This window comes from Demequina aurantiaca, from assembly GCF_050598105.1.
Taxonomy (GTDB): Bacteria; Actinomycetota; Actinomycetes; order Actinomycetales; family Demequinaceae; genus Demequina; species Demequina aurantiaca_A.
Genome location: NZ_CP192436.1, coordinates 1 through 22,239, shown reverse-complemented (window position 1 = coordinate 22,239; position 22,239 = coordinate 1). Strand labels below are relative to the sequence as shown.

The window sequence follows — 22,239 nt, the reverse complement described above, 5'->3', positions numbered from 1 at the left end:
GGCGCTTTACTTTGCGCCGGCATCGTCCAAAAAGAAAACCCCGGCAGACACTCTCGTGTCTACCGGGGTGGTGGTGGAGCCTGGGGGAATCGAACCCCCGACCTCCTGCTTGCAAAGCAGGCGCTCTACCAATTGAGCTAAGGCCCCGAGTGAGCGGATCGGTTGAATCAACCGCCTCCGTTCAATCAGCTACTGCATCTATCAAATCCTGCGGTGAACATCATCCCACAAGTCTCGGTTCGTGTTGTCCGCGATCCAGCTATAGATCACCGCACCCGCCACGAAGGCGATACCTAGAAACACCAACTTCTTCATGTTTCACCTCTGTGGGCCCAGGAGGACTTGAACCTCCGACCTCTTCGTTATCAGCGAAGCGCTCTAACCGCCTGAGCTATGGGCCCTGATGCCGCGTTTACCGCGGCGACCTAGGATACCCCACGAGAGCGCGCTGACTCAAACTCGCGCCCAACCTGGGGCTATTTAGGTCTTAGTCGTCGGTCAGGGTGACGTAAACGCCACCCACAACCGAAGACACGATGTTGTACAAAAACGCGCCGATGGTGGTCAGTGCGCTGAGCAAAACCACGTTGATGATAGACAGCAGGATGGTCGCGGACATCACCTTGCGGAGGCTGGTGAACTGCAGGAGGTCAACCTCACCGGTGGTGAAGAGCTTCACGATCCAGTCGTTGATCATGACGAACACGCCCATTTGATTCAACATGGACCAGAGCACGAACACCGCGACAACCATCATGATGCCTATGGCGACCGACAGCAGGAAACCCATCTTGAGCGCGGACCACGGGTCAATGCGCGAAAGCAGCACGCGGGCCTTGCGCGGCCCGCCCTTCGCGCGAGACGCCGTGACGTCGTCGCCCTCGGTGAGCGACTCCTTCGCCTTGTTCGCGTAGTCCTTGAGCTTGCCCATGCCGGCACCTACGGCCCCGGCCGCCCCTGCGGAAAATGATCCGCCGGGAGTGGTCTGCTGCGCAGTTGGCAGCGGGTTCGCACCCGTGACGGGGTGAGTACCGGTGATGGGGTGGACACCCGTGACGGGCTGCGAGGTGGTCGCGGCGGGCTGGCCCGTCGCGTACTGAGCAGAGGCGGGTGGGCGCACCGAGGATCGCCGCGGCACACTACCGGTAATGGGGGCATTGCCAGCGGTGGGGACGGCACCCGAAACGGGCGCAGCCTGCTGCTCAGCGTCGTCGTTCACCGGCGCAAAAACGCTGGGGCTCGACGGGTTGGCGCGGTCATCCGCGTTCATATGGCTCCTCTGATGGGCGCGCGTGGGCGCGTACGTCGTTGTCTATGTTACTTGAGCGCACGATGGTCGTCATCTGATCGCGCCCCGAGCGTGCTAGTGCCCGCCGCCCAGGTGACCCGACATGCGGCCATGGATCCGCAGCGACTCTTCGTCCAGCCCCTGGATGTCCACGCTCTTGCCGTGGTTCTCGTACTTGTAGACAATGCTGTCGAGGGTCGCGACCGTCGAGGCATCCCAGACGTGAGACTGCGTCATATCGATCACAATCTTGACCGGGTCACCCGCGTAGTCGAACTGGCTGAAGAGGTCGTTGGACGATGCGAAGAACAGCTCTCCCGTGACGGTGTAGCGACGGGTGTCGTCCTCGACGGGACCGCCGACGACGGTCGCCAGGTGCGCGACACGTCGCGCGAACAGGATGCTGGCCAGCAGCACCCCGGCGACCACGCCGTAGGCGAGGTTGTGCGTCACGACCACCACGATCACGGTCACGAGCATGACCGACGTCTCCGACTTGGGAAGTCGCTTGATGGTGTTCCAGCGCATCGAGTGCCAGTCGAAGGTCGCCCAGGCCACAAAGATCATGACGGCGACCAGCGCGGCCATGGGGATGCTCGCGACGACATCGCCTAGCGCGAGAATCAGAATCAGCAGGAAGACACCCGCCATGAAGGTGGACAGGCGAGTGCGGGCCCGACCGACCTTGACGTTGATCATGGTCTGGCCGATCATGGCGCAACCACCCATGCCACCAAAGAAGCCGGTGATGATGTTCGCGGCGCCCTGGCCCCAAGCCTCGCGGGTCTTGTCAGAGTGCGAATCGGTGACGTCGTCGACGAGCTTGGCGGTCATCAGGGATTCGAGTAGTCCCACAGCGGCCATGCCGAGTGCGAACGGGAAGATGATCTGGAGCGTCTCCATGTTTAGCGGCACGTCGGGGAAGAGCAGCGACGGCAGCCCCTGGGGCAGCGCGCCCTCGTCTCCGACGGTCGGAACCGAGATCGCGAAGATCGAGGTGACCAGCGTGATCCCGACAATGGCGATCAGCGGAGCGGGCACCACCTTGGTGAGCTTGGGGAAGAACGCGATGATGGCCAGGCCCGCGATGACCAGCGGGTACACCACCCAGGGCACGTCGCGCAGGTGGGGCACCTGCGACATGAAGATCAGAATCGCGAGGGCGTTGACGAACCCGATCATCACCGAGCGCGGGATGAACCGCATCAGCTTGGCGACTCCGAGCACCGCGAAGAGGACCTGGATCACGCCTCCCAGGATCACGGCGGCGATCAGGTAGTCGAGTCCATACTCGCGAGACAGGGGAGCGAGCACGAGCGCCACCGCCGCGGTCGCTGCGGAGATCATGGCGGGGCGGCCACCCAGGAAGGCGATGGAGATCGCCATAGTGAACGACGCAAACAGGCCGACGCGGGGGTCGACACCAGCGATGATCGAGAAGCTAATGGCCTCCGGGATGAGCGCGAGTGCGACGACCAGTCCTGACAGGATCTCGGTCCGCGCGATGCGTGGGCTCAGCCAGTCCGGGCGTCCCCAGGTCTTGGGCTGCGTGATACGGCCCCAGGCGTTCGTCACCTCGGGCACGCCGGTGGGCGTCCGCTGCTCTGAGATGGTCTGGACGGGGGCGTCGCCCGCGGAGTCGGGGGTTGGATTCTGCTGGGGCTCGTTGCTGTCGCTTTTGCTGCTCATGTGTTTCCTCACGGCGGCGAGAGCGGGCCTCGCCTCATAATCTGCGCCTCCCTCAACGGGGTGAGGCGCTCTTGTTTCATCAGCCGATGCGCTTGGGCCGCGTCCCGGCGGCGCAGGCGTCAGCCAGCGCATAAAAGTGGGTGGTGGCCAACCATGGCCAAGCACAAGGGTACCCGACGGCATTTTTGGGCCCCGTTGGCGGCCACGCACGCCCGCGGTCGGGGAGCCCCGAAGCGCGCGAAAGCGACATACCCGACACAATGGAAATGCCGGAGACGCCTCACTAAGGAGTAGTCCCATGAATCGCGACGCAATCAACGCGCCCCACCCCAACCAAAGGAGAATCATGCCTCGGCACGCCGCAAAAGCCACCCTCGCCGCACTCAGCATCTTTGCCTTAGGCGCCCTTGGCGGGTGTTCGTCCGGCACCGAGGAAGAGTCGACGGATGAGGCTCCAGTCGAGGAGACGTCCGCTCCCGCGCCCGCGGGCGACGATGGCGCCGCGGAGGATCCTGCGGCCGACGACGAGGCTCCCGAGGAGGCCCCTGCCAGCGACGTGACGCGGTACGCCGTAGGCGACACCTTCACCTCCGGCGACCAGGTCCTCGGCGTGTTCGACGTCACCTACATGGGCCTCGCGGAGTTTGGCAGCTTGGATGACGGCGACATCACCTGCTACGCGGTACTAGTCGAGGCGACGCTCACGGAAATGCCCACGGTCGACCTGGATCCGCAATTTGGGGGCGTGACAGTCGAAGCGCTCGATGCCTCCGGAAATGAACTCGCCGCTAGCTTCGGCAACGAATGCGACGACTCGATGCTCGCGGAGAACGGCTACCCCACCGAGTTTGACGTCGAGTGGGTTGAAGGCGTGCCTACTGCGTTCACTACCGCCAAGCTCACCGTGGCGGTAGCGGACACCGACAGCGTTGACAGCGTGAACATCGACTCCCTGGGTGGGTATGTGCTCGATTTCGAGGTCGTCGGCACCTGGTAATCCGCCCAGCCGCGGCAGATGCACGCGAAAGGGCCGGGCACCATCGCTGGTACCCGGCCCTCTTGGCTTCCGGCGCCGTGGCGCCGGGTCGCGTTACTTAAGCGTCGATCGGCTCCGCGGACGTGCCGGGCTCGCCCGCCTCGACCGGCGCCTCGCCCGCGAGGTTCGCTCGCAAGGCTCCGCCCAGTCCCGCGTCCACGCTGGTCCAGTACTGGATAGCGCGCTCACGGATCTCGGGCGTGACGACCGCTCCGACGTGACCGGTGATCTGGTCGAGCAGGCTCTGCTTCTCGGCGTCGTTGAACACGTCGCGGTAGAGCGTGCCCGCCTGGCCGAAGTCGTCGTCCTCGGCGTGCAGGGTCGCCGCGGCGCGAGTCATCTCGCCGTCGGTCTCCCATCCACCGGACTCGGCTGCGCGAGCGGGGTCCGCGTGCGCACCGCCGCGCGAGTTGGGCGCGTACACGGGGGAGTCAGCTGACGCGAAGTGGTGGCGCATCGAGCCGTCCTTCGAGTAGGAGTGGCCCGACGCATCGGCGTTCTTGGGGGCGTTGACGGGAACCTCGGCGTGGTTGGTGCCCACGCGGTAGCGGTGAGCATCCGCGTAGCTGAAGATGCGAGCGAGCAGCATCTTGTCCGGGCTGGGGCCGATGCCGGGGACAAAGTTGGACGGCGCAAACGTTGCCTGCTCGATCTCGCCGAAGTAGTTCTCCGGGTTGCGGTTGAGCTCCATGGTGCCCACCTTGATGCGCGGGTAGTCCGCCTGCGGCCAGACCTTGGTCAGGTCGAAGGGGTTGAAGCGATAGTCCTTGGCGTCCGCGTACGGCATGACCTGGATGTGGAGCGTCCACTTGGGGAAGTCGCCGTCCTCGATGTGCGAGTACAGGTCGCGGATGTGGTGGTCGGCGTCCGAGCCGGCCAGCTGCGAGGCCTCGTCGCCGGTCATGTTGTGGACGCCCTGCTCGGAGATGAAGTGGTACTTGACCCAGAAGCGCTCACCCTCAGCGTTGATCCACTGGTAGGTGTGCGAACCGTAGCCGTTCATCTCGCGCCACGAGCGCGGCAGTCCGCGGTCGCCCATCAGCCAGGTCACCTGGTGCGCGGACTCGGGAGACAGGCTCCAAAAGTCCCACTGCATGTCGTTGTCGCGCAGGTGGTTGCCGGGAAGGCGCTTCTGCGAGTGGATGAAGTCGGGGAACTTGATGCCGTCGCGGATGAAGAAGACGGGGGTGTTGTTTCCCACGAGGTCGTAGTTGCCCTCGGTCGTGTAGAACTTCAGCGCGAATCCGCGCGGGTCGCGCCATGTGTCGGGGGAGCCGTGCTCACCCGCGACGGTGGAGAAGCGCGCCAGCATGTCGGTCTGAACTCCGGGCTGGAACAGCGCTGCACGCGTGTACTGCGACACATCCTCCGTGACGGTCAGGGTGCCAAAGGCGCCGCCGCCCTTGGCGTGCACGACGCGCTCCGGGACACGCTCGCGGTTGAACTGCGCGAGCTTCTCCACGAGGTAGTGATCGGTCAGCGCGATCGGTCCGTCCTGGCCGACGCTGAGCGAGTGCTCGTCCGAGGCGACCGGCGCGCCCGCGTTGTTGGTGGTGAACTTTTCGGTCATATCACTGCTCCTGTTGAATTGACTCTGATGAAGGTGAAACTGGGTTCGAGGACTGTCGACACGTGCCGCACAGCCCCCAGAACGTGACCTCGGCCTCGACAATCGCGAATCCCTTCCCGTCGGAGGGGGTGAGGCAGGGCGCGTGGCCCGTCGCGCAGTCGACGTCAGCTACCGTCCCGCACTTGGTGCAGATCACGTGGTGGTGGTTGTCCCCCACGCGAAGCTCAAAGAGCCCCGGCTGCCCGGCGGGTTCGATGCGGCGGGCGAGCCCGGCCGTCACGAGGTCCCCGAGCACGTTGTAGACGGCCTGCCTCGAGGTGTGGGGAAGCGACTTGCTGGCCTCCGCGAACACCGAGTCGGCGCCGGAGTGCGGCATCCTCCCGAGCGCCTCGAGAACCACCCGTCGCGAGTCCGTCACCCGTAGCCCCGCGTCGCGCAACGCCGCTGCGGTATCGATCGCGACGAGCGACGATGCGGCGGCAGGGGTCTTGTTGATCACGCCACAACGCTATTGGGTTGTTTTGACCTTGTCAAAACAAATACGCCAGGACTGGTGACCTTAGTCCCGAGTAATGGCCTCGCGCCTACATACGCTGGAGACATAGCCATATACCCCTGGAGGTATCTCATGAAACTCATCGTCGTCGGCGGCGTAGCCGCAGGAGCATCAGTAGCAGCGAGGGCGCGACGCCTGGACGAGCAGGCGGAAATAGTCGTCTTCGAGCGCGGGCACCACGTTTCCTTCGCCAACTGCGGTCTTCCTTACCACGTAGGCGAGGTCATCGCCGATCGCTCCCGCCTGCTGCTGCAGACCCCCGAGAGCCTGCGTGAGTCCCTGAACATCGACGTGCGCATCGGCACCGAGGTGCTGTCCATCGACCGCGCGGCCAAGACCGTCACGGTGCGCGAGGTAGACGGCGGCAAGGAGTACACCGAGTCCTACGACAAGTTGGCGCTCTGCATGGGGGCCGAGGCGCTGCGCCCGCCGCTACCGGGGATCGACAACCCGGCCGTCGAGGTGCTGCGACGCATCGGCGATATGGACAAGATCAAGACGCGACTAGACGCGGCGATCACCGCGCAGAAGGACGGCAAGCGCGGCATCGTGCGCGCCGTGGTCGTGGGTGCCGGCTACATCGGCCTCGAGATGGCGGAGAACCTGCACCACCGCGGCGTCAAGGTGGACGTGGTCGAGATGTCCGACCAGATCCTGCCCCCGGTCGACCACGAGATCGCCACCCCGGTGGAACAGCACCTCACCACGCGCGGCATCGGCCTGCACCTGTCCACGGCGGCCGCGGCCTTCCAGCCGCTCTCCGACTCTGACGGCGCCGACCGCGTCACCGTGGAACTCAACTCGGGCATCAACATCCCCGCGGACCTGGTGGTTCTGGCCGCCGGCGTCCGCCCATCGGTGGGGCTCGCAAAGCAGGCCGGCATCGAGCTAGGGGAGCACGGCGGCATCAAGGTCGACACCCACATGCGCACCTCTGACCCAGACATCTACGCGGCCGGCGACGCCGTCGAAACCCTGCACCCCGTACTCCCCGGGTCCTACCTGGCGCCGCTCGCCGGACCGGCGAACCGCGAGGCACGCGTCGCCGCGGAGAACATCTGCGGGCGTGCCACCGAGTACCAGTCCACCCAGGGCACCAGCATCGTCAAGGTCTTCGACATGGTGGCCGGAGGCACCGGGGCCACCTCGCGCCAACTCGATGCCGCGGGGGTGGAGTACCGCGTGGTCCACCTCCACCCCTCGGGCCACGCCGGGTACTACCCCGGCACCGCGATGATGCACATCAAGGTGCTGTTCTCGCCGACCGACGGCACGCTACTGGGCGCACAGGCGTGCGGCTTCGACGGCGTCGACAAGCGCATCGACCTGTTCGCCATGGCCATCCGGGCCGGCCTCACCGTTCACGACCTGGAGGAGCAGGAACTCGCCTACGCGCCCCCGTTCGGATCCGCCAAGGACCCCATCAACATGGCCGGGTTCGTGGCCTCGAACGTCCTGCTCGGCGACCTCAAACTCTGGTACTCCGAGGACTTCCCCGCCGCTGTGGACGGCGCGCGGCTCGTGGATGTGCGCGGCCCCGAGGAATATGACATCTGGCACCTTCCGGGCGCCGAATGCGTGCCGCTCGGAACCCTGCGCGAGGCCATCAAGGACTGGGACCGCGCCAGGCCGGTGCGCCTGTACTGCGCGGTGGGCTTCCGCTCATACCTCGCGTACCGGATCCTGGTGCAGAACGGCTTCACGGACGTCAGCACCCTGTCCGGCGGCTCCACCACGTTCAAGCACGTGCACGACACGGAGAAGGCCGAGTACGAGGCGCAGCCTCCCATGGAGAACTACGCGGAGAAGATCTCCGTGGCCTCCGCAGTGGCGGCCGCGACGGGTCAGCTCACCGACCTCGACTGCACCGGGCTCGCCTGCCCTGGCCCGATCATGCGCCTCTCCGGCGCGATGAAGGCGGCCAAGACTGGCGACGAGGTCCGGGTGACCGTGTCCGATCCGGGCTTCGCGCTCGACGCGCCAGCGTGGGCCTCCAAGAACGGCCACACCCTGGTCGAGATGACACCCAAGGGGCCCGGCTACGTCGCGACGTTCCGCAAGGGCGGCGTGCACCCGATGTCCGTCGGGGGCGGCAAGCCCGCCGGTAACAAGCTGTCAATGGTGGTGTTCTCCGGCGACCTGGACAAGCAGATCGCCGCGTTCATCATCGCCAACGGCGCGCTGGCCATGGGCCAAGAGGTGTCGATGTTCTTCACCTTCTGGGGCCTCAACGGGCTGCGCAAGTCCGACCCGCCCAAGCGTCAGAAGAAGATGATGGACAAGATGTTCGGCGCCATGATGCCGCGGGGGGCCACCAAGCTGACCCTGTCTGAGATGCACATGATGGGCGCGGGAACCTCGATGATCAAGGGCGTCATGAAGCAGCACAATGTGCCGACCCTGCCAGACATGATCGCCGGCGCGCAGGAGGGCGGCGCCCGCCTGCTGGGCTGCACCATGACGATGGACCTACTGGGGATGACTCAGTCGGACCTGCTAGACGGCGTCGAGCTGGCCGGGGTGGCGACGTTCCTGGGCGAGGCTCAGGAGTCCGGCACCTCGCTGTTCATCTAGGCCGGCAGGACCACGCCCCTAGCCCCACTGTCCGCGTGCTTGCAGCACGGACTTGAGGAGATCGGCGCGGTCGCTGACGATGCCATCCACGCCAAGGTCCAGCAGCTCCGTCATCTCGGCCGGGTCGTTGATGGTCCACACGTGGATCTGTCGCCCCACCGCGTGAGCGGAGTCGATCTGGCGCTGGTGAAGCAGCTTCACGCGGCCCCTGCGCCACGGGATCTGGAGCGCATCGACCTCACCCAGGGTGATCTCGGGATCGGCCCCGAGCCACGAGCCGAGCAACCAGCCCACCGCCTCGCGCTGACCGGCCGGGGAAGCCACCGGCCGGCTCAGGAGCTTGAGGGTCTTGCGACGCCGGTCCGCGGAGAACGAACCCACGCACACGCGGTCGTGCGACTTGGTCTTCTCGATCACCTTGGCCACGGGCTCGATGGCGGACTCGCCCTTGACGTCGATGTTCACCCTGACGTCGGGCCAGGTCCCGAGCACGTCCTCGAGCGCGGGCACCGGCTCGATGCCGCCGATGCGGGCCACCTTGACGGAGTCCCAGCCGCGATTCTCTACGGCGCCGGTGGCGTCAGTGGTGCGGTCTAGCGTCGCGTCGTGCAGCGCCACCGCCACTCCGTCCCGCGTGCCGTGCGCGTCGGTCTCCAAGTAGCGATAGCCCAGGTCCACGGCGGCCTGAAAGGCCTTCATGGAATTCTCGAGGCCGTCCAGGGAGAAGCCCCGGTGCGCGAGCGCGATCGGATTGCCGCCGTTGTCGAAGTACGGGTGTCGAAGGTCCATCCCACCACCGTAAGTCACGAACGCGCGGGGACTACGGCAAAACTGTGGTGAGCCACTCACCAACCGCGTCGAGGTACACCTGCCGCGGTCCCGGCGCGGAGAGCGAGACGTCGTGCATGGCCCCCGCGACCTCGAGCATGGTCACGTTGGAGCCCAGGCCGGGTCCGTAGCGACGGATGGCGTCAACGTCGACCACCGTGTCCTGCGAGTCGACCCGGGGATTGTCGAACTTGTCCGGCCCGCTCGAGTCCGCGTGAGCGAGCAACACCGGAACCTGAATCTTTAGGCCGCGAGCGACTCGGCGACGGGCTGACACCGTCGCCCCGAGCCATCCCGCCGTCGCGGGCTCCCCCGTCGACTTCTTCCACGCCGAGTCGAACGTCCAGCCGCCGCCATCGTCCGCAAGCAGCCGACGCGTGTAGACCGTGGGGGCCGGGTCCATCACCAGGCGAGGGGCAATCCTGCCGATCACCGGCGTCGCCTCGATCCCCACGGCCTTCCAGCCCTTGAGGCGCAGTCCGAACAGTGGGCTGTTGAGGATCACGCCCGCAAGGTTGGGGTGTGAGACGTCGTTGGCCCAGATGGCCGCACCCAGGGCGCCGGTCGAGTGCGAGTGCACGATCACGGGCAGGTCGCCAGCGTCGGCGACCGCGGCATCGATAGCCGCCGTGATGTCGTCACCCACCTCCCAGATACGCGTGAAGTGGTGCGCGGTGTCGCCCGGTTGCAGCGACCTGCCCGCCCGGCGCATGTCGACGGCGTAGAAGGCCAGCCCGTCCGCGACCAGCGCATCGGCGAGGTGAGTGTGGAAGAAGTAGTCGTTGCGTCCGTGAACGTGCAGCGCGATGGCGCGGGGCGTCGCGGGCTGATCGCGACGGCGCACCAGGGTACGAGCGGCGCCCCGGCTGTCGCGGGGCCGAGTGGCCGGGGCCAGCGCGGCCACCTCGTACCCGTCGAGGACGTCGGCCTGCCATTCCAGCTCGGCGGGGACGTTGTTCGAGGCGGCTTCGTTCTTGTCCATTTTCCGATCGTATCGGTCAAAGACCAGCCGGTTAGCGCGTTTGCTACCTGTTCGTAACCCCGTACCGGCACACTAGGTCGTATGACGGAAGCGCCGACGCCACCGCCCCTCGACGTAGTGGGCATCCCGAAACTCATCAAAGAGCCGGATGTGCCTCGTAAGAGAGTCATCGCCTGGGCGCTCTGGGACTGGGCGACGCAGCCCTTCAACTCGGTCATCATCACCTTTGTCTTTGTTGCGCTGTACCTGGCTAGCGACGCCTTCATTGATCCCGCGGTCGCGGCGCTCGGTAAAGGCGATCCCGCCTACGAGTCCGCCATCGCTACCTTGACCACGCACCTGGGATTGGCGATGACGCTCGCAGGCGTGCTCGTCGCGCTCGTGGCACCGGTCCTCGGCCAGCGCGCCGATGCCACTGGGCGTCGCAAGGCTTGGTTGGGATTCAGCACCGGAGTCCTGGTGCTGTGCATGTTCGCTTTGTTCTTTGTGCAAGCCAGCCCGCCCTACTTCTTGCTGGGCGTCTCGGTGATTGCGATCGGCGCCGTCTTCAACGAGATAGCGAGCGTTAACTACAACGCGATGCTGGTCCAGGTCAGCACCCCCAAGAGCGTCGGGCGAGTGTCCGGACTCGGCTGGGGCCTGGGCTACGTTGGCGGCATCATCGCCCTGGTGGCCGTCGTGGTCCTCGACGGGCTTGACTGGTTTGGCCTCGACACCTCAAACGGAATGACCTATCGCCTCATCGCGGTGGGGTGCGCGATCTGGACGCTCCTGTTCGCGTGGCCCATCTTCGCCTACGTACCGGAGGCTCCGGCCTCGGACCGCGAGAAGGTGGGGTTCTTCCGCGGCTACGCCGTCTTGGTTCAGGACCTCAAGGAGTTGTGGCGCAACGCGCGCAGCACTCTGTGGTTCCTCATCGCGTCCGCGGTCTACCGCGACGGGCTCGCCGGAGTGTTTGCGTTTGGCGCGATCATCGCCGCCGTGTCGTTCGGCTTTGAGGACACCGAGGTCATTATCTTCGGTATCGCCGCCAACCTGATCGCTGGAGTCTCCACGATTGTCGCGGGGCTATTCGACGACCGCTTTGGTCCGCGCCCCGTCATCCTTGTTGCCTTGGGAGGAATCGTGACTGGCGGCCTCGCTGTAGTCGCGTTCCACGCCTCAGGCACGGCGGTGTTCTGGGTGTTCGGCCTCATGCTCACGGCCTTTGTGGGTCCGGCGCAGGCCGCGTCCCGTTCACTACTTGCACGCGTCAGCCCCAACGGGCGCGAGAGCGAGATCTTCGGCCTCTACGCCACCACTGGCCGAGCCGCCTCGTTCTTGGCACCGGGAATGTGGACCCTCACGATCGCAATCACCGGCGCCACCATCTGGGGCGTGCTCGGAATCGTCGCTGTGGTGTTGGCCGGCATGATCATGCTGTTCTTCGTGCGCGTCCCCGGTACCGGTGGGCGGCGCGCCGCGGTCGAGGCCGCGGCTCCCCAGTAGCTCCGGCTCCGACGGCGCAGCACCCGAAACACTAAAGCCCGGGCGCCTCAACGTTCGAGGGGCCCGGGCTTTCGCGTCATTCAGCTATCTGGGGTCGTTCAGCCTTCGGGCGTCGCTCCGTTATCCGGAGTTGCCGCATCCTCAGCCGTCGCCGCTTCCGTAGGAGCGGATTGTGCTGCGGGTGCGGCGGCGTCCGCGGTAGCGGACTCGCTGGCCGCAGTTGCGGTCTCCGCGGCCGCCTCACCCTCGGCTTCGTCGTCGCCCGAGAGCTTGCGCTCCACGTTGCGTGCGATGCCGATGATCCGGTCGCCCTTCGCGGGCTTCGCGAACGTGACGCCCATGGTGTTCTTGCCTCGCGCGTCGACCTGGTCCACGCTCGAGCGCAGCACCTTGCCCGACTGCATGATGACCAGCACCTCGTCGCCCTCGTCCACCAACAGCGCGCCGACTAGGTCGCCGCGTTCCTCGGTGAGCTTGGCTACCTTCACGCCAAGGCCGCCACGGTGCTTCGCGGTCCAGGCCGATGCGGCGGTTCGCTTGGCGAACCCGTGCTCGGTGACCACGAACGAGTAGGGGCCATCGGTGTCGGTGACTGCGGGTGCGTCAGCACTGTCGCCGTCTGCCACGTCAGCCGCCTCGGGAACGCCCGCAGCAACCACGTCCATTGCCAGCAGCTCGTCTTCGTCGCGGAAGCTCATGCCCTTGACGCCGGAGGTCGCCCGTCCGGTGGGACGCAGCTCCCCGTCGTGAGCGTTGAAGCGCAGCGACTGGCCCTTGCGGGAGACCAGCATGAGGTCGTCCTCGTTCGAGACCAAGCGCGCCGCCACGAGTTCGTCGGGACGCATCTCGCCGTCCTCGCCCTCGACGTCGCGCAGGTTGATCGCGATCAAGCCGCGCGAGCGGTTGGAGTCGTAATCCTCCAGGCGGCTCTTCTTGACCAGGCCGCGCTTGGTGGCGAGCACCAGGAACGGCTTGTCCGTGTACTTCTTGAGCGCCAGGACCTGGGCGATCTCCTCGCCGGGCTGGAACTCAAGCAGGTTCGCCACGTGCTGGCCCTTGGAGTCGCGGCCGCCCTCGGGCAGGTCGTAGCCCTTGGCGCGGTACACGCGGCCCATGTTCGTGAAGAACAGCAGCCAATGGTGCGTCGTGGTGACCATGAAGGTGTCAACCATGTCGTCGCTGCGCAGGGTCGCACCGCGGATTCCCTTGCCGCCGCGCTTCTGCGCACGGTACTGGTCCGAGCGGGTGCGCTTGGCATAGCCACCTGAGGTGATGGTGATCACCACCTCCTCCTCGGCAATGAGGTCCTCCATGTCGACCTCGCCGTCGAACAACGAGATCTCGGTGCGGCGGTCGTCGCCGTACTTGCGGACGATCTCGCCGAGCTCCTCGCCGATGATCGCGCGCTGGCGGTTCGGGGATTCGAGGATCGAGTTGAGATCCTTGATCTCACTCATGAGCGCCTCGTACTGCTTGGTGATCGACTGCTGCTCGAGGGCGGCCAGCCTGCGAAGCTGCAGGTTGAGGATCGCGGTCGCCTGGACCTCGTCCACGTCGAGCAGCTCCATCAGCCCTGTGCGCGCCTCGTCCACGGTGGGCGAGCGCCGGATGAGGGCGATGACCTCGTCGATCGCGTCGAGCGCCTTGAGGTAACCCTGAAGGATGTGCGCCTCGCGCTCCGCTTCGCGTAGGCGATAGCGAGTGCGACGGACGATGACCTCGAGCTGGTGGGTGACCCAGTGACGGACAAACCCGTCGAGCGCGAGCGTGCGCGGCACGCCGTCGACGATCGCGAGCATGTTGCAGCCGAACGATTCCTGCAGCTGCGTGTGCTTGTAGAGGTTGTTGAGGACCACCTTGGCGACCGCGTCGCGCTTGAGCACGACGACTAGTCGCTGTCCGGTTCGACCGGAGGTCTCGTCGCGGAGGTCGGCGATGCCCTGGACCTTGCCGTCCTTGACCAGCTCAGCAATCTTGATCGCCAGGTTGTCGCGGTTGGCCTGGTACGGGAGCTCGGTGATGACCAGGCACATGCGGCCCTGGATCTCCTCGATGTTGACCACCGCGCGCATCGTGACCGAGCCACGACCGGTGCGGTAGGCCTCCTCGATTCCGCGGCGGCCAAGGATGGTGGCGCCGGTCGGGAAGTCCGGTCCCTTGATGCGCTCGATGAGCGCCTCGAGCAACTCCTCACGCGTCGCGTCCGGGTTGTCGAGGGACCACTGCACACCCTCGGCGACCTCGCGGAGGTTGTGCGGCGGGATGTTCGTCGCCATACCGACTGCGATTCCGGACGAGCCGTTGACCAGCAGGTTGGGGAAGCGCGCGGGAAGCACGACGGGCTCCTGGGTACGGCCGTCGTAGTTGTCCTGGAAGTCGACGGTGTCCTTGTCGATCTCGCGGACCAGCTCGAGCGCCAGCGGGGCCATCTTGCACTCGGTGTACCGCGAGGCGGCGGCGCCGTCGTTTCCGGAGGAACCGAAGTTGCCCTGGCCGTCGATCAGCGGGTAACGCAGCGCCCACGGCTGGACCAGGCGGACCATCGCATCGTAAATTGCCGAGTCGCCGTGGGGGTGGAACTTACCCATGACGTCGCCGACCACGCGCGAGCACTTCGAGTAGGCGCGATCCGGGCGGTAGCCGCCGTCGAACATTGCGTACATGACGCGCCGGTGGACGGGCTTGAGTCCGTCGCGGACGTCGGGGAGGGCGCGTCCCACAATGACCGACATGGCGTAGTCCAGGTAGGACCGCTGCATCTCGGTATTGAGGTCCACTGCCTCAATGGTTCCGTGGTTTACGACCCGCTCAGAAATGCCGGGGGTAATGGGATTAGATGTCAAGGAACCTCACGTCCTTCGCGTTGCGCTGGATAAAGTTACGGCGTGCCTCGACGTCGTCTCCCATCAGGGTGACGAACACCTCCTCGGCAGCCGCTGCGTCATCCATGGTGACTTTCAGGAGCGTGCGGGTCTCGGGGTCCATGGTGGTAACCCGAAGTTCCTCGTCGTTCATCTCACCCAGACCCTTGTAGCGCTGGATGCCGTTCTCCTTGGGAATCTTCTTGCCGTTCTTGATGCCGTCCTCGATGCGGGCGTCACGCTCACGGTCCGAGTACACGTACTCGTGGTCCGCGTTGCTCCACTTGAGCTTGAACAGCGGCGGCTGGGCCAGATACACGTAGCCGGCCTCAATCAGCGGGCGCATGTAGCGGAACAGCAGCGTCAGCAGCAGCGTCGCGATGTGCTGACCGTCGACGTCGGCATCCGCCATCAGCACGATCTTGTGATAGCGAGCCTTGTCGATGTCGAAGTCCTCGCCGATGCCCGCGCCGAACGCAGTGATCAGGGCCTGGACCTCGTTGTTGCCCAGTGCTCGGTCAAGGCGGGCGCGTTCAACGTTGAGGATCTTGCCGCGAATGGGAAGGATCGCCTGGTTGTGGGGCTCGCGACCCGCGCCGGCGCTGCCGCCTGCGGAGTCACCCTCGACAATGAAGATCTCGCACTCTTCCGGGTTCTTAGACTGGCAGTCCTTGAGCTTTCCGGGCATTCCGCCGGACTCGAGCAGACCCTTGCGGCGCGTGGCCTCGCGGGCCTTGCGCGCCGCCATGCGGGCCTGGGATGCCTGCATCGCCTTGCGGATGACCTCGCGGCCCTCGTTCGGGTGGCCGTCGAACCAGTCCGTGAGCAGCTCGTGGACGATCTTCTGCACGAACGTCTTGGCGATGGTGTTGCCGAGCTTGGTCTTGGTCTGGCCCTCGAACTGCGGCTCGGCCAACTTCACCGAGATCACGGCAGTGAGTCCCTCGCGGACGTCGTCACCCGTGAGGTTGTCGTCCTTGTCCTTCAGGATTCCCTTTTCGCGCGCGTAGCGATTCACCAGCGACGTCATCGCAGCGCGGAAGCCCTCCTCGTGCGCACCGCCCTCGGTGGTCGCGATGGTGTTCGCGTACGTGAAGACGGATTCCGAATAGGCGTTGGTCCACTGCATCGCGAGCTCAGCGGAGATCTGCTTGTCGGGGCTCTCCTGCTCGAAGCTGATGACGTCGGGGTGAACGAGGTCAGCCTTCTTGGTCGCGTTGAGGTGCTTGACGTAGTCGACCAGGCCGCCCTCGTACATGTACTCGACCGAACGCTGGACCTGATTACCGTCCTCGTCCTCTTCCATGTGATCCGGGCGCTCGTCGGTGAGCGAGATGGCCAGGCCCTTGTTCAGGAAGGCCATCTGCTGGAAGCGGGCGCGCAGGGTTTCAAAGTCGTAATCGGTGGTCTCGAAGATGGTGTCGTCCGCCCAGAACGTCTGCTGCGTTCCGGTTTCCTCGGTCGCCTCACCCTTGACGAGCGTGCCCTGCGGCTTACCGCCCTCGGCAAAGGTCTGGCGCCACACGTTGCCCTGGCGCCGGACGACGGTCTCTACCTTGGAACTCAGCGCGTTCACGACGGAGATACCCACGCCGTGCAGACCGCCCGAGACCGCGTAGCCGCTGCCGCCAAACTTTCCGCCCGCGTGCAGGATGGTCATGACGACCTCGACGGTCGGCTTGCCCTCCGTCGGGTGAATGTCGACGGGGATACCGCGGCCGTTGTCGGTGGTGCGCACGCCGCCATCAGCCAAAAGGGTGACGGTGATCGTGTCGCAATAGCCGGCCAGAGCCTCGTCAACGGAGTTGTCTACGACCTCGTAAACAAGGTGGTGAAGACCACGCTCTCCGGTTGATCCGATGTACATACCCGGTCGCTTGCGGACTGCTTCGAGGCCCTCGAGGACCGTGATATCTCCGGCACCGTATGCAGGCCTGTCAGCCTGGGCGTCATTCTCGGCCACAAATTCCCCTTTTAAGCGAATGTCGCACGCCTCGACGGCACGCATGGTAACTCGCTCAATTCTAGCGCGTTTTAGGCCGGGTTTTGTGTGATTTTCGGCTATCTGTGAAGAACGGGTGGCCCTTGAGAAACTGGCGCTATCCGTAGGTGTCGCGAGGCCCGCGGCCCGGAACGGTGCGCGGACCCTTCTTCCACGAGCGCGTCGTGGGGCCAACGACCTTGATCTCGCGGACGATGTCGCGGCCAAACTCCTCGTTGATGCGATGTCTGATCTGGCCGGACATGATCGCCAACTGAGTGGCCCACGCGGTGGACTTCGCCTTCACCGTCAGGATCCCCTCGTCAAAGCCGAGCGGCTCGCAGTGATCGGCGATCTGGTCACCCACCACCTCACGCCAACGCCCGGTCACCCCGGACACCTCCAGCTGCTCCGTCCATCCCATGCGGCGCATCAGGGTGTCCACGGCGTCGCTCATCGCGAGGGGGTCGCGCCCGCCGCTAAAGGGTTGGCTTGATCGGCGCTTGGATTCGCGCTTGACGATCGCCGCCGTAGGGGAGGTCCGATACGCGCCGCGCTGCTTGGCCGAGGCGCGCGCCCTCGCCATCGCCTCGCGCGCAAGGTCGGCTCCCTCCTTACGGTTGGGAGTTTCGGATGCCGCCGGCTCGCCGATGGGCACCTCGTCGCCTTCAGTCATCGTCGCCGTCCGGCTCTTCACCAGTCGATGCCACGGCCGGCTCTGACGTGCGCGAGAGCGTGCCGCCGGCCACCTGGATGACGTCACCAGCCAGTGCGGAGGGAACATCCTCGGCCACGGCAGCAGTAATCAGTACCTGGCTCGCGTCCACGAGGCGCGCGGCCAAGGCAGCTCGGCGCCCGGCATCCAGCTCCGCGAAGACGTCGTCCAGTATGAGGATCGGTTCGCCGTCCGCGGCGGAGTCCGGGCCGTCGTCTGCGGTCAGGAGGTCATACGAACCGAGCCTCAGGGCGAGCGCGCACGACCAGCTCTCGCCGTGACTCGCGTACCCCTTTGCTGGCATCGCTCCCAGCCTGATCTCAAGATCATCCCGGTGGGGACCCGCGAGCGTCACCCCTCGGTCGATCTCCTTGGGCCGTAACTGACGCAACCGCTCGAGCAGCCGTTCACCGATTTCGGCGGCCGATGCGGCGGGCGGCAGGGGATCATCAATCGCGTCGCGGCCCTCGCCGCGGTCCAGGGAGGTCGAGTAGGAGACCACACAGTCGCCCCCATCTGGCGCGACATCCGCGTACGCGGTCGCCACAAAGGGCGCGAGCATGGTGACGGCACGCCGGCGCGCGGCAACTATTCGCCCACCCAGCTCGGCCAGCTTCTCGTCCCAGATATCCAGCATCGTCAGGTCGCCGCGCGCGTTTCTCGCGGTCTTCAGCATGCTGGAACGCTGCTTGAGCACCCTGTCGTAGTCAGACATGTCTCCCGCAAGTGGCGGCTGGAGAGCGACGCAGAGTTCGTCCATGAAGGTGCGGCGGCCACCCGGATCACCCTTGACCAGAGCGAGGTCCTCGGGTGCGAAGACCACGGTGCGCACGATTCCCACCAGGTCGCGCGGCCTCGCGTTTCCTCGATTGAGACGGGCGGTGTTGGCCTTGCCGGCCACCAGGGTGACCTCTATCGAAAGCGACCGACCGGCCTTATCAACCCGGGCTCCGACGACCGCCCGCTGCGAGCCGAACCGAATAAGCGGCGCATCGGTCGCTACGCGGTGGCTCGACAGAGTCGAAAGGTAGCGAACCGCCTCCACGACGTTGGTCTTGCCCTGCCCGTTGCGCCCTACCAGGGTGGTGACCCCGGGGCCGAACTGCACATCGACCGACTCGTAGGAGCGAAAGTCGTTGAGCTGGAGGTGCGTGACGCGCATCTGCGCTCAGTCAGGAGGCGATGCGGATGGGCACCAGCAGGTAACGGAATTCGGATGCGATGGTCCCGCCCGGCTTGTCGAGCCCCACGAACTCCACCGGCTTGGTGTCCTGCGTGAAGCCCAGCTGCACGTAGTCGGAGCCCAAAGCGTTGAGGCCGTCCAGGAGGAACGCCGGGTTGAACGCGACCACGATCGGCTCGCCATTCAGAGTGCATTCGAGCGCCTCGGAGGCCTGGGCGTCATCGGTCTGACCGGCGTCGAGGGTGACTTCTCCCTCGGTGAAGGCGAGTCGCACCGACGAGTTTCGCTCGGCGACGAGGGCCACGCGCTTGGTTGCCTCGATCAGATCCGAAGTCTTCACGACGGCCGTGATGGGGCTCTCGTCCGGGAACAAGCGACGCACCTGAGGGTAGTCGCCGTCCATCAGGAGCGAGGTGGTCACTAGCCCACCCGCCTCAAAGCCGACCAGGTCGACGCCCTGCCCGGCGCTCAAGGCGACGGTGACATCGCCCGCGCTGAGGGACTTGGCGGTCTCGTTGAGGGTCTTCGCGCGGATGAGGGCTACAGCTGAGGCATCTGGCGCCGATGGCTTCCAACTCAACTCACGCAGCGCTAGGCGGTAGCGGTCGGTGGCGAGCAGCGAGATATTCGAGCCGTCGATCTCCATCCGCACGCCGGTAAGGATGGGGAGCGTCTCGTCGCGAGACGCGGCAGACGTGACCTGACTAACGGCGCGCTGGAACTCGGTGCCGTCAATAGTGCCGGACTGCGCGGGGAACTCCGGAAGCGTGGGGTACTGGTCAACCGGCATGGTCGCGAGGGTGAAGCGGGCCGCGCCACACGTCACCGCGACCTTGGTGCCGTCGAGAACGAACTGCACGGGCTTGTGAGGAAGCGCGTTCGCGATCTCACGCAGCAGTCGACCGGAAACGAGAACCTCGCCGGGCGTCTCCACATCGGCGGCAAACTCGCTGCGAGCGGAGACCTCGTAGTCGAAGCTCGCGAGCCTCACGGTGCCGGTGTCGTCGGCAACGATGCGTACGCCAGCTAGGACCGGAACGGGTGGTCGCGCCGGAACGGCGCGCGAAGTCCAAGCAACAGCATCTGCAAGTACGTCGCGGTCGACGGAAAACTTCATTGAACACTCCTCATGTCTGTCGCACAGACTACGCCAACCGCGGGTCAAAATGACAAGGGTTGGCTCCATGTCACTCGAGAGGTCTGACATGACCTCGACTGTTGGGGCGCGGAATCCCAATGAAGGACCAGTAGAAATCTAAGAGAAGAAGATAGGTAGTAGTCATAGGGGCACGGGAAACTGTGGAGATCTGTCGTTATCGCTGGTAAATGACAAGACTGGGTTGTGTACGGATTCGGGATAGAAGTTCGCATGACGCCAGAGGGCCTGTGAACCGCGTGACGGTCGTTAACAGGATTTGTGATTCGTCCACATTGTGTCCACTGGGGACCGAGCCTGCGTCCACGGGTATCCACAGCGTTATTAACAATTGTGCAAGACGTCCGAACTACATCAAACTGCATGGAAGTCCGTTTTTGGTTCTGGTGCGGCGCTGGGAAAAATTCGCGAGAATGTTCGTATGCAGACCCCTTGGGACGACCTGATTGATGGATTTTGGACCGACTTTGATGAGTCACGACCCGCCGCGATGCTGTCCCAGATGAGTTCTCTGGCGGAGCAGCACCCCGGTAATGATGGGGCTGCTCTGTACGAGTCGGCTGCTGTCCATGACTCGACGGGCGGTACATCTCAGGCGATCGATCTCTACCGCTTGGCCCTGGAGGCCGGGCTCGATGGCGCGCGCAGGCCGCGGGCGCTGCTGCAGCTGGCAAGCTCCTTGCGGGCCGAGGGCCGGCTGGAGGAGTGTCTCGCCGTGCTCGACGACTCCTCATCCAGCGGCGAGGAGGCAGCTGCCGTCATCGGCGAGGCGGGCTCGGTAGTGCGCGCACTGGCGCTGCATGACCTGGGACGTCACGACGATGCGCTGCGCGTCGCGCTGTTGGCGCTGGCTCGGGAGTTACCCCTGTATCAGCGCTCGATGACCGCCTACGCGAATGCCCTCGTCACCCATCAGGAGCGGGCGGAGACTTCTAGATAGTCTGAGTTAGCCGCGGGACTGCTGCTTGATGCGGGCGTGGATCTCGTTGACCTGGTTATACATCTGTCGACGCTGCGCGATCTGGCCTTCGACCTTCTTGACCGCGTACATGACCGTGGTGTGGTCCTTGCCGCCAAAGTGGTCGCCGATTTTAGGAAGCGATAGATCGGTGAGTTGGCGGCACAGGTACATCGCGATCTGGCGCGCGGTGACGTACACGCGACTGCGGCTCGTCCCCGTGACCTCTTCGATGGTGATGCCGAAGTACTCAGCGGTGATCGAAATGATGGTGGACGCCGTGATCTCTGAGTCGTCGTCGGAGATTAGATCCTTGAGGACCACCTGAGCCAGGCTGAGGTCGACGGCCTGCTTATTGAGAGCGGCGAACGCGGTCACGCGAATCAATGCACCCTCGAGCTCACGGATGTTGCTCGTGATGTTCGATCCGATGTATTCAAGGACATCCCCGGGGGCCTGCACGTCGTCGGCCTGAGCCTTCTTGCGAAGGATCGCGATGCGAGTCTCGAGGTCAGGCGGCTGCACGTCCGTCATGAGGCCCCACTCGAATCGAGTGCGCATGCGCTCCTCGATCCCGTCGAGGTTGCGGGGGCTCACATCCGAGGTGATGACCACGTGCTTTCCCGCGTTATGCAGAGCGTTGAAAGTGTGGAAAAACTCCTCGAGCGTCTGCTCCTTGCCCTGCAGGAACTGAATGTCGTCAACCAGCAGCACGTCCACCTCGCGGTACTGACGCTTGAAGCTGAGCGAACGGTCATCGCGAATCGAGTTGATGAAGTCGTTGGTGAACTCCTCGGAGTTCACGTAGCGGACCCGGGTCTCTGGCTTGAGATGGCGCGTGTAGTGGCCAATCGCGTGGAGCAAGTGCGTCTTACCTAGGCCGGAGTCTCCGTAGATGAACAGTGGGTTGTAGGTCTTACCCGGAGACTCGGCGACGGCCAAAGCGGCGGCGTGCGCGAAGCGGTTTGACGATCCGATAACGAAGGTGTCGAACGTATACCTGGGGTTTAGGTGAGGATCCTCTACCGGAGCCGCCTTGCGCGGGGGTCGAGGAGTGTGGTGCTCGCCATCGTTTTGGGCGTACGCCGGGCTGGGAGGACGGATCGACGCGTCGACGGTGACGGCGATTCGAATGTCGTGACCGATGACCTCGCTGAGCGCTTCGGTGAGCGGACCCCTGATCGTCGACTCCACCTTGTTCTTGGTGAACTCCTCCGCGACGGCGAGGAAGACATTGCCCTCGACAACCGCGAGCGGCTTGATGAGGCGCAAAAAGGAACGGTTCTGGGGCGATAGCGCGTCGTCCTCGCGCAGTAGATCTACCGCCTGGGACCAGACTTGATCAATGGTCTGCGTCAAGTCATCCGATGCCAC

17 protein-coding genes and 2 tRNA genes are annotated in these 22,239 nt (G+C 65.1%); 4 read left to right on the top strand and 15 right to left on the bottom strand.

Translation table 11 applies throughout. The features are described from left to right. Positions 1 to 71: 71 nt before the first annotated feature. The 5 genes from ACQU6B_RS00095 to ACQU6B_RS00075 all read right to left on the bottom strand — a co-directional run bounded on the left by ACQU6B_RS00095 (position 72) and on the right by ACQU6B_RS00075 (position 2,977). Positions 72 to 147 (bottom strand) — tRNA-Ala (locus tag ACQU6B_RS00095). Positions 148 to 201: 54 nt separating this feature from the next. Next, positions 202 to 315, bottom strand: a complete 114-nt coding sequence (locus ACQU6B_RS00090; protein WP_430868017.1) for a DLW-39 family protein — start codon at positions 313 to 315, stop codon at positions 202 to 204. Between the two features lie 12 nt (positions 316 to 327). Then, positions 328 to 401 (bottom strand) — tRNA-Ile (locus ACQU6B_RS00085). An 86-nt stretch (positions 402 to 487) separates the two neighbouring features. After that, positions 488 to 1,270: a DUF3566 domain-containing protein gene (locus tag ACQU6B_RS00080; RefSeq protein ID WP_430868016.1), complete on the bottom strand. Its 783-nt coding sequence runs from the start codon at positions 1,268 to 1,270 to the stop codon at positions 488 to 490. A gap of 93 nt (positions 1,271 to 1,363) precedes the next feature. Beyond that, complete coding sequence (locus ACQU6B_RS00075; protein ID WP_430868015.1) at positions 1,364 to 2,977, bottom strand: SulP family inorganic anion transporter; 1,614 nt, start codon at positions 2,975 to 2,977, stop codon at positions 1,364 to 1,366. 298 nt (positions 2,978 to 3,275) lie between these two features. On the opposite strand from ACQU6B_RS00075, the gene ACQU6B_RS00070 reads away from it, so the two are divergent. Beyond that, the gene (locus ACQU6B_RS00070; protein ID WP_430868014.1) at positions 3,276 to 3,974 is read left to right on the top strand and encodes a hypothetical protein; all 699 of its coding nucleotides are present in this window, start codon (positions 3,276 to 3,278) and stop codon (positions 3,972 to 3,974) included. A gap of 97 nt (positions 3,975 to 4,071) precedes the next feature. On the opposite strand, the gene ACQU6B_RS00065 is transcribed toward ACQU6B_RS00070, so the two are convergent. Next, on the bottom strand, positions 4,072 to 5,583 hold the full coding sequence (locus tag ACQU6B_RS00065; RefSeq protein WP_430868013.1) for a catalase: 1,512 nt from the start codon (positions 5,581 to 5,583) through the stop codon (positions 4,072 to 4,074). A gap of 1 nt (position 5,584) precedes the next feature. Then, the gene (locus ACQU6B_RS00060; RefSeq protein ID WP_430868012.1) at positions 5,585 to 6,082 is read right to left on the bottom strand and encodes a Fur family transcriptional regulator; all 498 of its coding nucleotides are present in this window, start codon (positions 6,080 to 6,082) and stop codon (positions 5,585 to 5,587) included. 129 nt (positions 6,083 to 6,211) lie between these two features. Between ACQU6B_RS00060 and ACQU6B_RS00055 the strand changes: the two genes are divergently transcribed. Further along, positions 6,212 to 8,713 carry an FAD-dependent oxidoreductase gene (locus ACQU6B_RS00055; protein WP_430868011.1) on the top strand — a complete coding sequence of 834 codons (2,502 nt, stop codon included), beginning with the start codon at positions 6,212 to 6,214 and terminating at the stop codon, positions 8,711 to 8,713. Between the two features lie 18 nt (positions 8,714 to 8,731). On the opposite strand, the gene ACQU6B_RS00050 is transcribed toward ACQU6B_RS00055, so the two are convergent. Further along, positions 8,732 to 9,502, bottom strand: a complete 771-nt coding sequence (locus ACQU6B_RS00050; protein WP_430868010.1) for a glycerophosphodiester phosphodiesterase — start codon at positions 9,500 to 9,502, stop codon at positions 8,732 to 8,734. A gap of 31 nt (positions 9,503 to 9,533) precedes the next feature. Further along, positions 9,534 to 10,523 carry a serine aminopeptidase domain-containing protein gene (locus tag ACQU6B_RS00045; protein WP_430868009.1) on the bottom strand — a complete coding sequence of 330 codons (990 nt, stop codon included), beginning with the start codon at positions 10,521 to 10,523 and terminating at the stop codon, positions 9,534 to 9,536. Positions 10,524 to 10,604: 81 nt separating this feature from the next. Here ACQU6B_RS00045 and ACQU6B_RS00040 point away from each other — a divergent pair, with 81 nt between their 5' ends. Next, entirely contained in the window at positions 10,605 to 12,011 is a 1,407-nt protein-coding gene (locus ACQU6B_RS00040) for an MFS transporter (RefSeq protein ID WP_430868008.1), read from the top strand. A 98-nt stretch (positions 12,012 to 12,109) separates the two neighbouring features. Here the strand turns inward: ACQU6B_RS00040 and gyrA are convergent, their stop codons facing one another. From gyrA to dnaN, 5 genes are all read right to left on the bottom strand, one after another. Beyond that, positions 12,110 to 14,854: a DNA gyrase subunit A gene (gene gyrA, locus ACQU6B_RS00035; protein WP_430868007.1), complete on the bottom strand. Its 2,745-nt coding sequence runs from the start codon at positions 14,852 to 14,854 to the stop codon at positions 12,110 to 12,112. Continuing rightward, positions 14,844 to 16,835 (bottom strand): DNA topoisomerase (ATP-hydrolyzing) subunit B, encoded by a 1,992-nt coding sequence (gyrB, locus tag ACQU6B_RS00030; RefSeq protein ID WP_430868006.1) that lies wholly within the window; start codon positions 16,833 to 16,835, stop codon positions 14,844 to 14,846. Before gyrB ends, gyrA begins: the two co-directional genes overlap by 11 nt. Before the next feature lie 136 nt (positions 16,836 to 16,971). After that, a complete protein-coding gene (locus ACQU6B_RS00025; protein WP_430868005.1) occupies positions 16,972 to 17,550 on the bottom strand; it encodes a DUF721 domain-containing protein in 579 nt (192 codons plus the stop codon). Next, positions 17,522 to 18,730 (bottom strand): DNA replication/repair protein RecF, encoded by a 1,209-nt coding sequence (gene recF / locus ACQU6B_RS00020; RefSeq protein ID WP_430868004.1) that lies wholly within the window; start codon positions 18,728 to 18,730, stop codon positions 17,522 to 17,524. Before recF ends, ACQU6B_RS00025 begins: the two co-directional genes overlap by 29 nt. 10 nt (positions 18,731 to 18,740) lie before the next feature. Further along, positions 18,741 to 19,868 (bottom strand): DNA polymerase III subunit beta, encoded by a 1,128-nt coding sequence (dnaN, locus tag ACQU6B_RS00015; protein WP_430868003.1) that lies wholly within the window; start codon positions 19,866 to 19,868, stop codon positions 18,741 to 18,743. Between the two features lie 460 nt (positions 19,869 to 20,328). Here dnaN and ACQU6B_RS00010 point away from each other — a divergent pair, with 460 nt between their 5' ends. Beyond that, positions 20,329 to 20,847: a tetratricopeptide repeat protein gene (locus ACQU6B_RS00010; RefSeq protein ID WP_430868002.1), complete on the top strand. Its 519-nt coding sequence runs from the start codon at positions 20,329 to 20,331 to the stop codon at positions 20,845 to 20,847. Between the two features lie 6 nt (positions 20,848 to 20,853). Here ACQU6B_RS00010 and dnaA read toward each other — a convergent pair whose 3' ends face one another. Next, a complete protein-coding gene (gene dnaA / locus ACQU6B_RS00005) occupies positions 20,854 to 22,239 on the bottom strand; it encodes a chromosomal replication initiator protein DnaA (protein WP_430868001.1) in 1,386 nt (461 codons plus the stop codon).

Coding starts and splice junctions, on each gene's coding strand:
- ACQU6B_RS00080 (WP_430868016.1), bottom strand. CDS start 1,270: ATGAACGCGGATGACCGCGCCAACCCGTCGAGCCCCAGCGTTTTTGCG.
- ACQU6B_RS00045 (WP_430868009.1), bottom strand. CDS start 10,523: ATGGACAAGAACGAAGCCGCCTCGAACAACGTCCCCGCCGAGCTGGAA.
- ACQU6B_RS00075 (WP_430868015.1), bottom strand. CDS start 2,977: ATGAGCAGCAAAAGCGACAGCAACGAGCCCCAGCAGAATCCAACCCCC.
- recF (WP_430868004.1), bottom strand. CDS start 18,730: ATGCGCGTCACGCACCTCCAGCTCAACGACTTTCGCTCCTACGAGTCG.
- ACQU6B_RS00090 (WP_430868017.1), bottom strand. CDS start 315: ATGAAGAAGTTGGTGTTTCTAGGTATCGCCTTCGTGGCGGGTGCGGTG.
- ACQU6B_RS00040 (WP_430868008.1), top strand. CDS start 10,605: ATGACGGAAGCGCCGACGCCACCGCCCCTCGACGTAGTGGGCATCCCG.
- ACQU6B_RS00065 (WP_430868013.1), bottom strand. CDS start 5,583: ATGACCGAAAAGTTCACCACCAACAACGCGGGCGCGCCGGTCGCCTCG.
- dnaN (WP_430868003.1), bottom strand. CDS start 19,868: ATGAAGTTTTCCGTCGACCGCGACGTACTTGCAGATGCTGTTGCTTGG.
- ACQU6B_RS00010 (WP_430868002.1), top strand. CDS start 20,329: ATGCAGACCCCTTGGGACGACCTGATTGATGGATTTTGGACCGACTTT.
- ACQU6B_RS00070 (WP_430868014.1), top strand. CDS start 3,276: ATGAATCGCGACGCAATCAACGCGCCCCACCCCAACCAAAGGAGAATC.
- ACQU6B_RS00050 (WP_430868010.1), bottom strand. CDS start 9,502: ATGGACCTTCGACACCCGTACTTCGACAACGGCGGCAATCCGATCGCG.
- ACQU6B_RS00055 (WP_430868011.1), top strand. CDS start 6,212: ATGAAACTCATCGTCGTCGGCGGCGTAGCCGCAGGAGCATCAGTAGCA.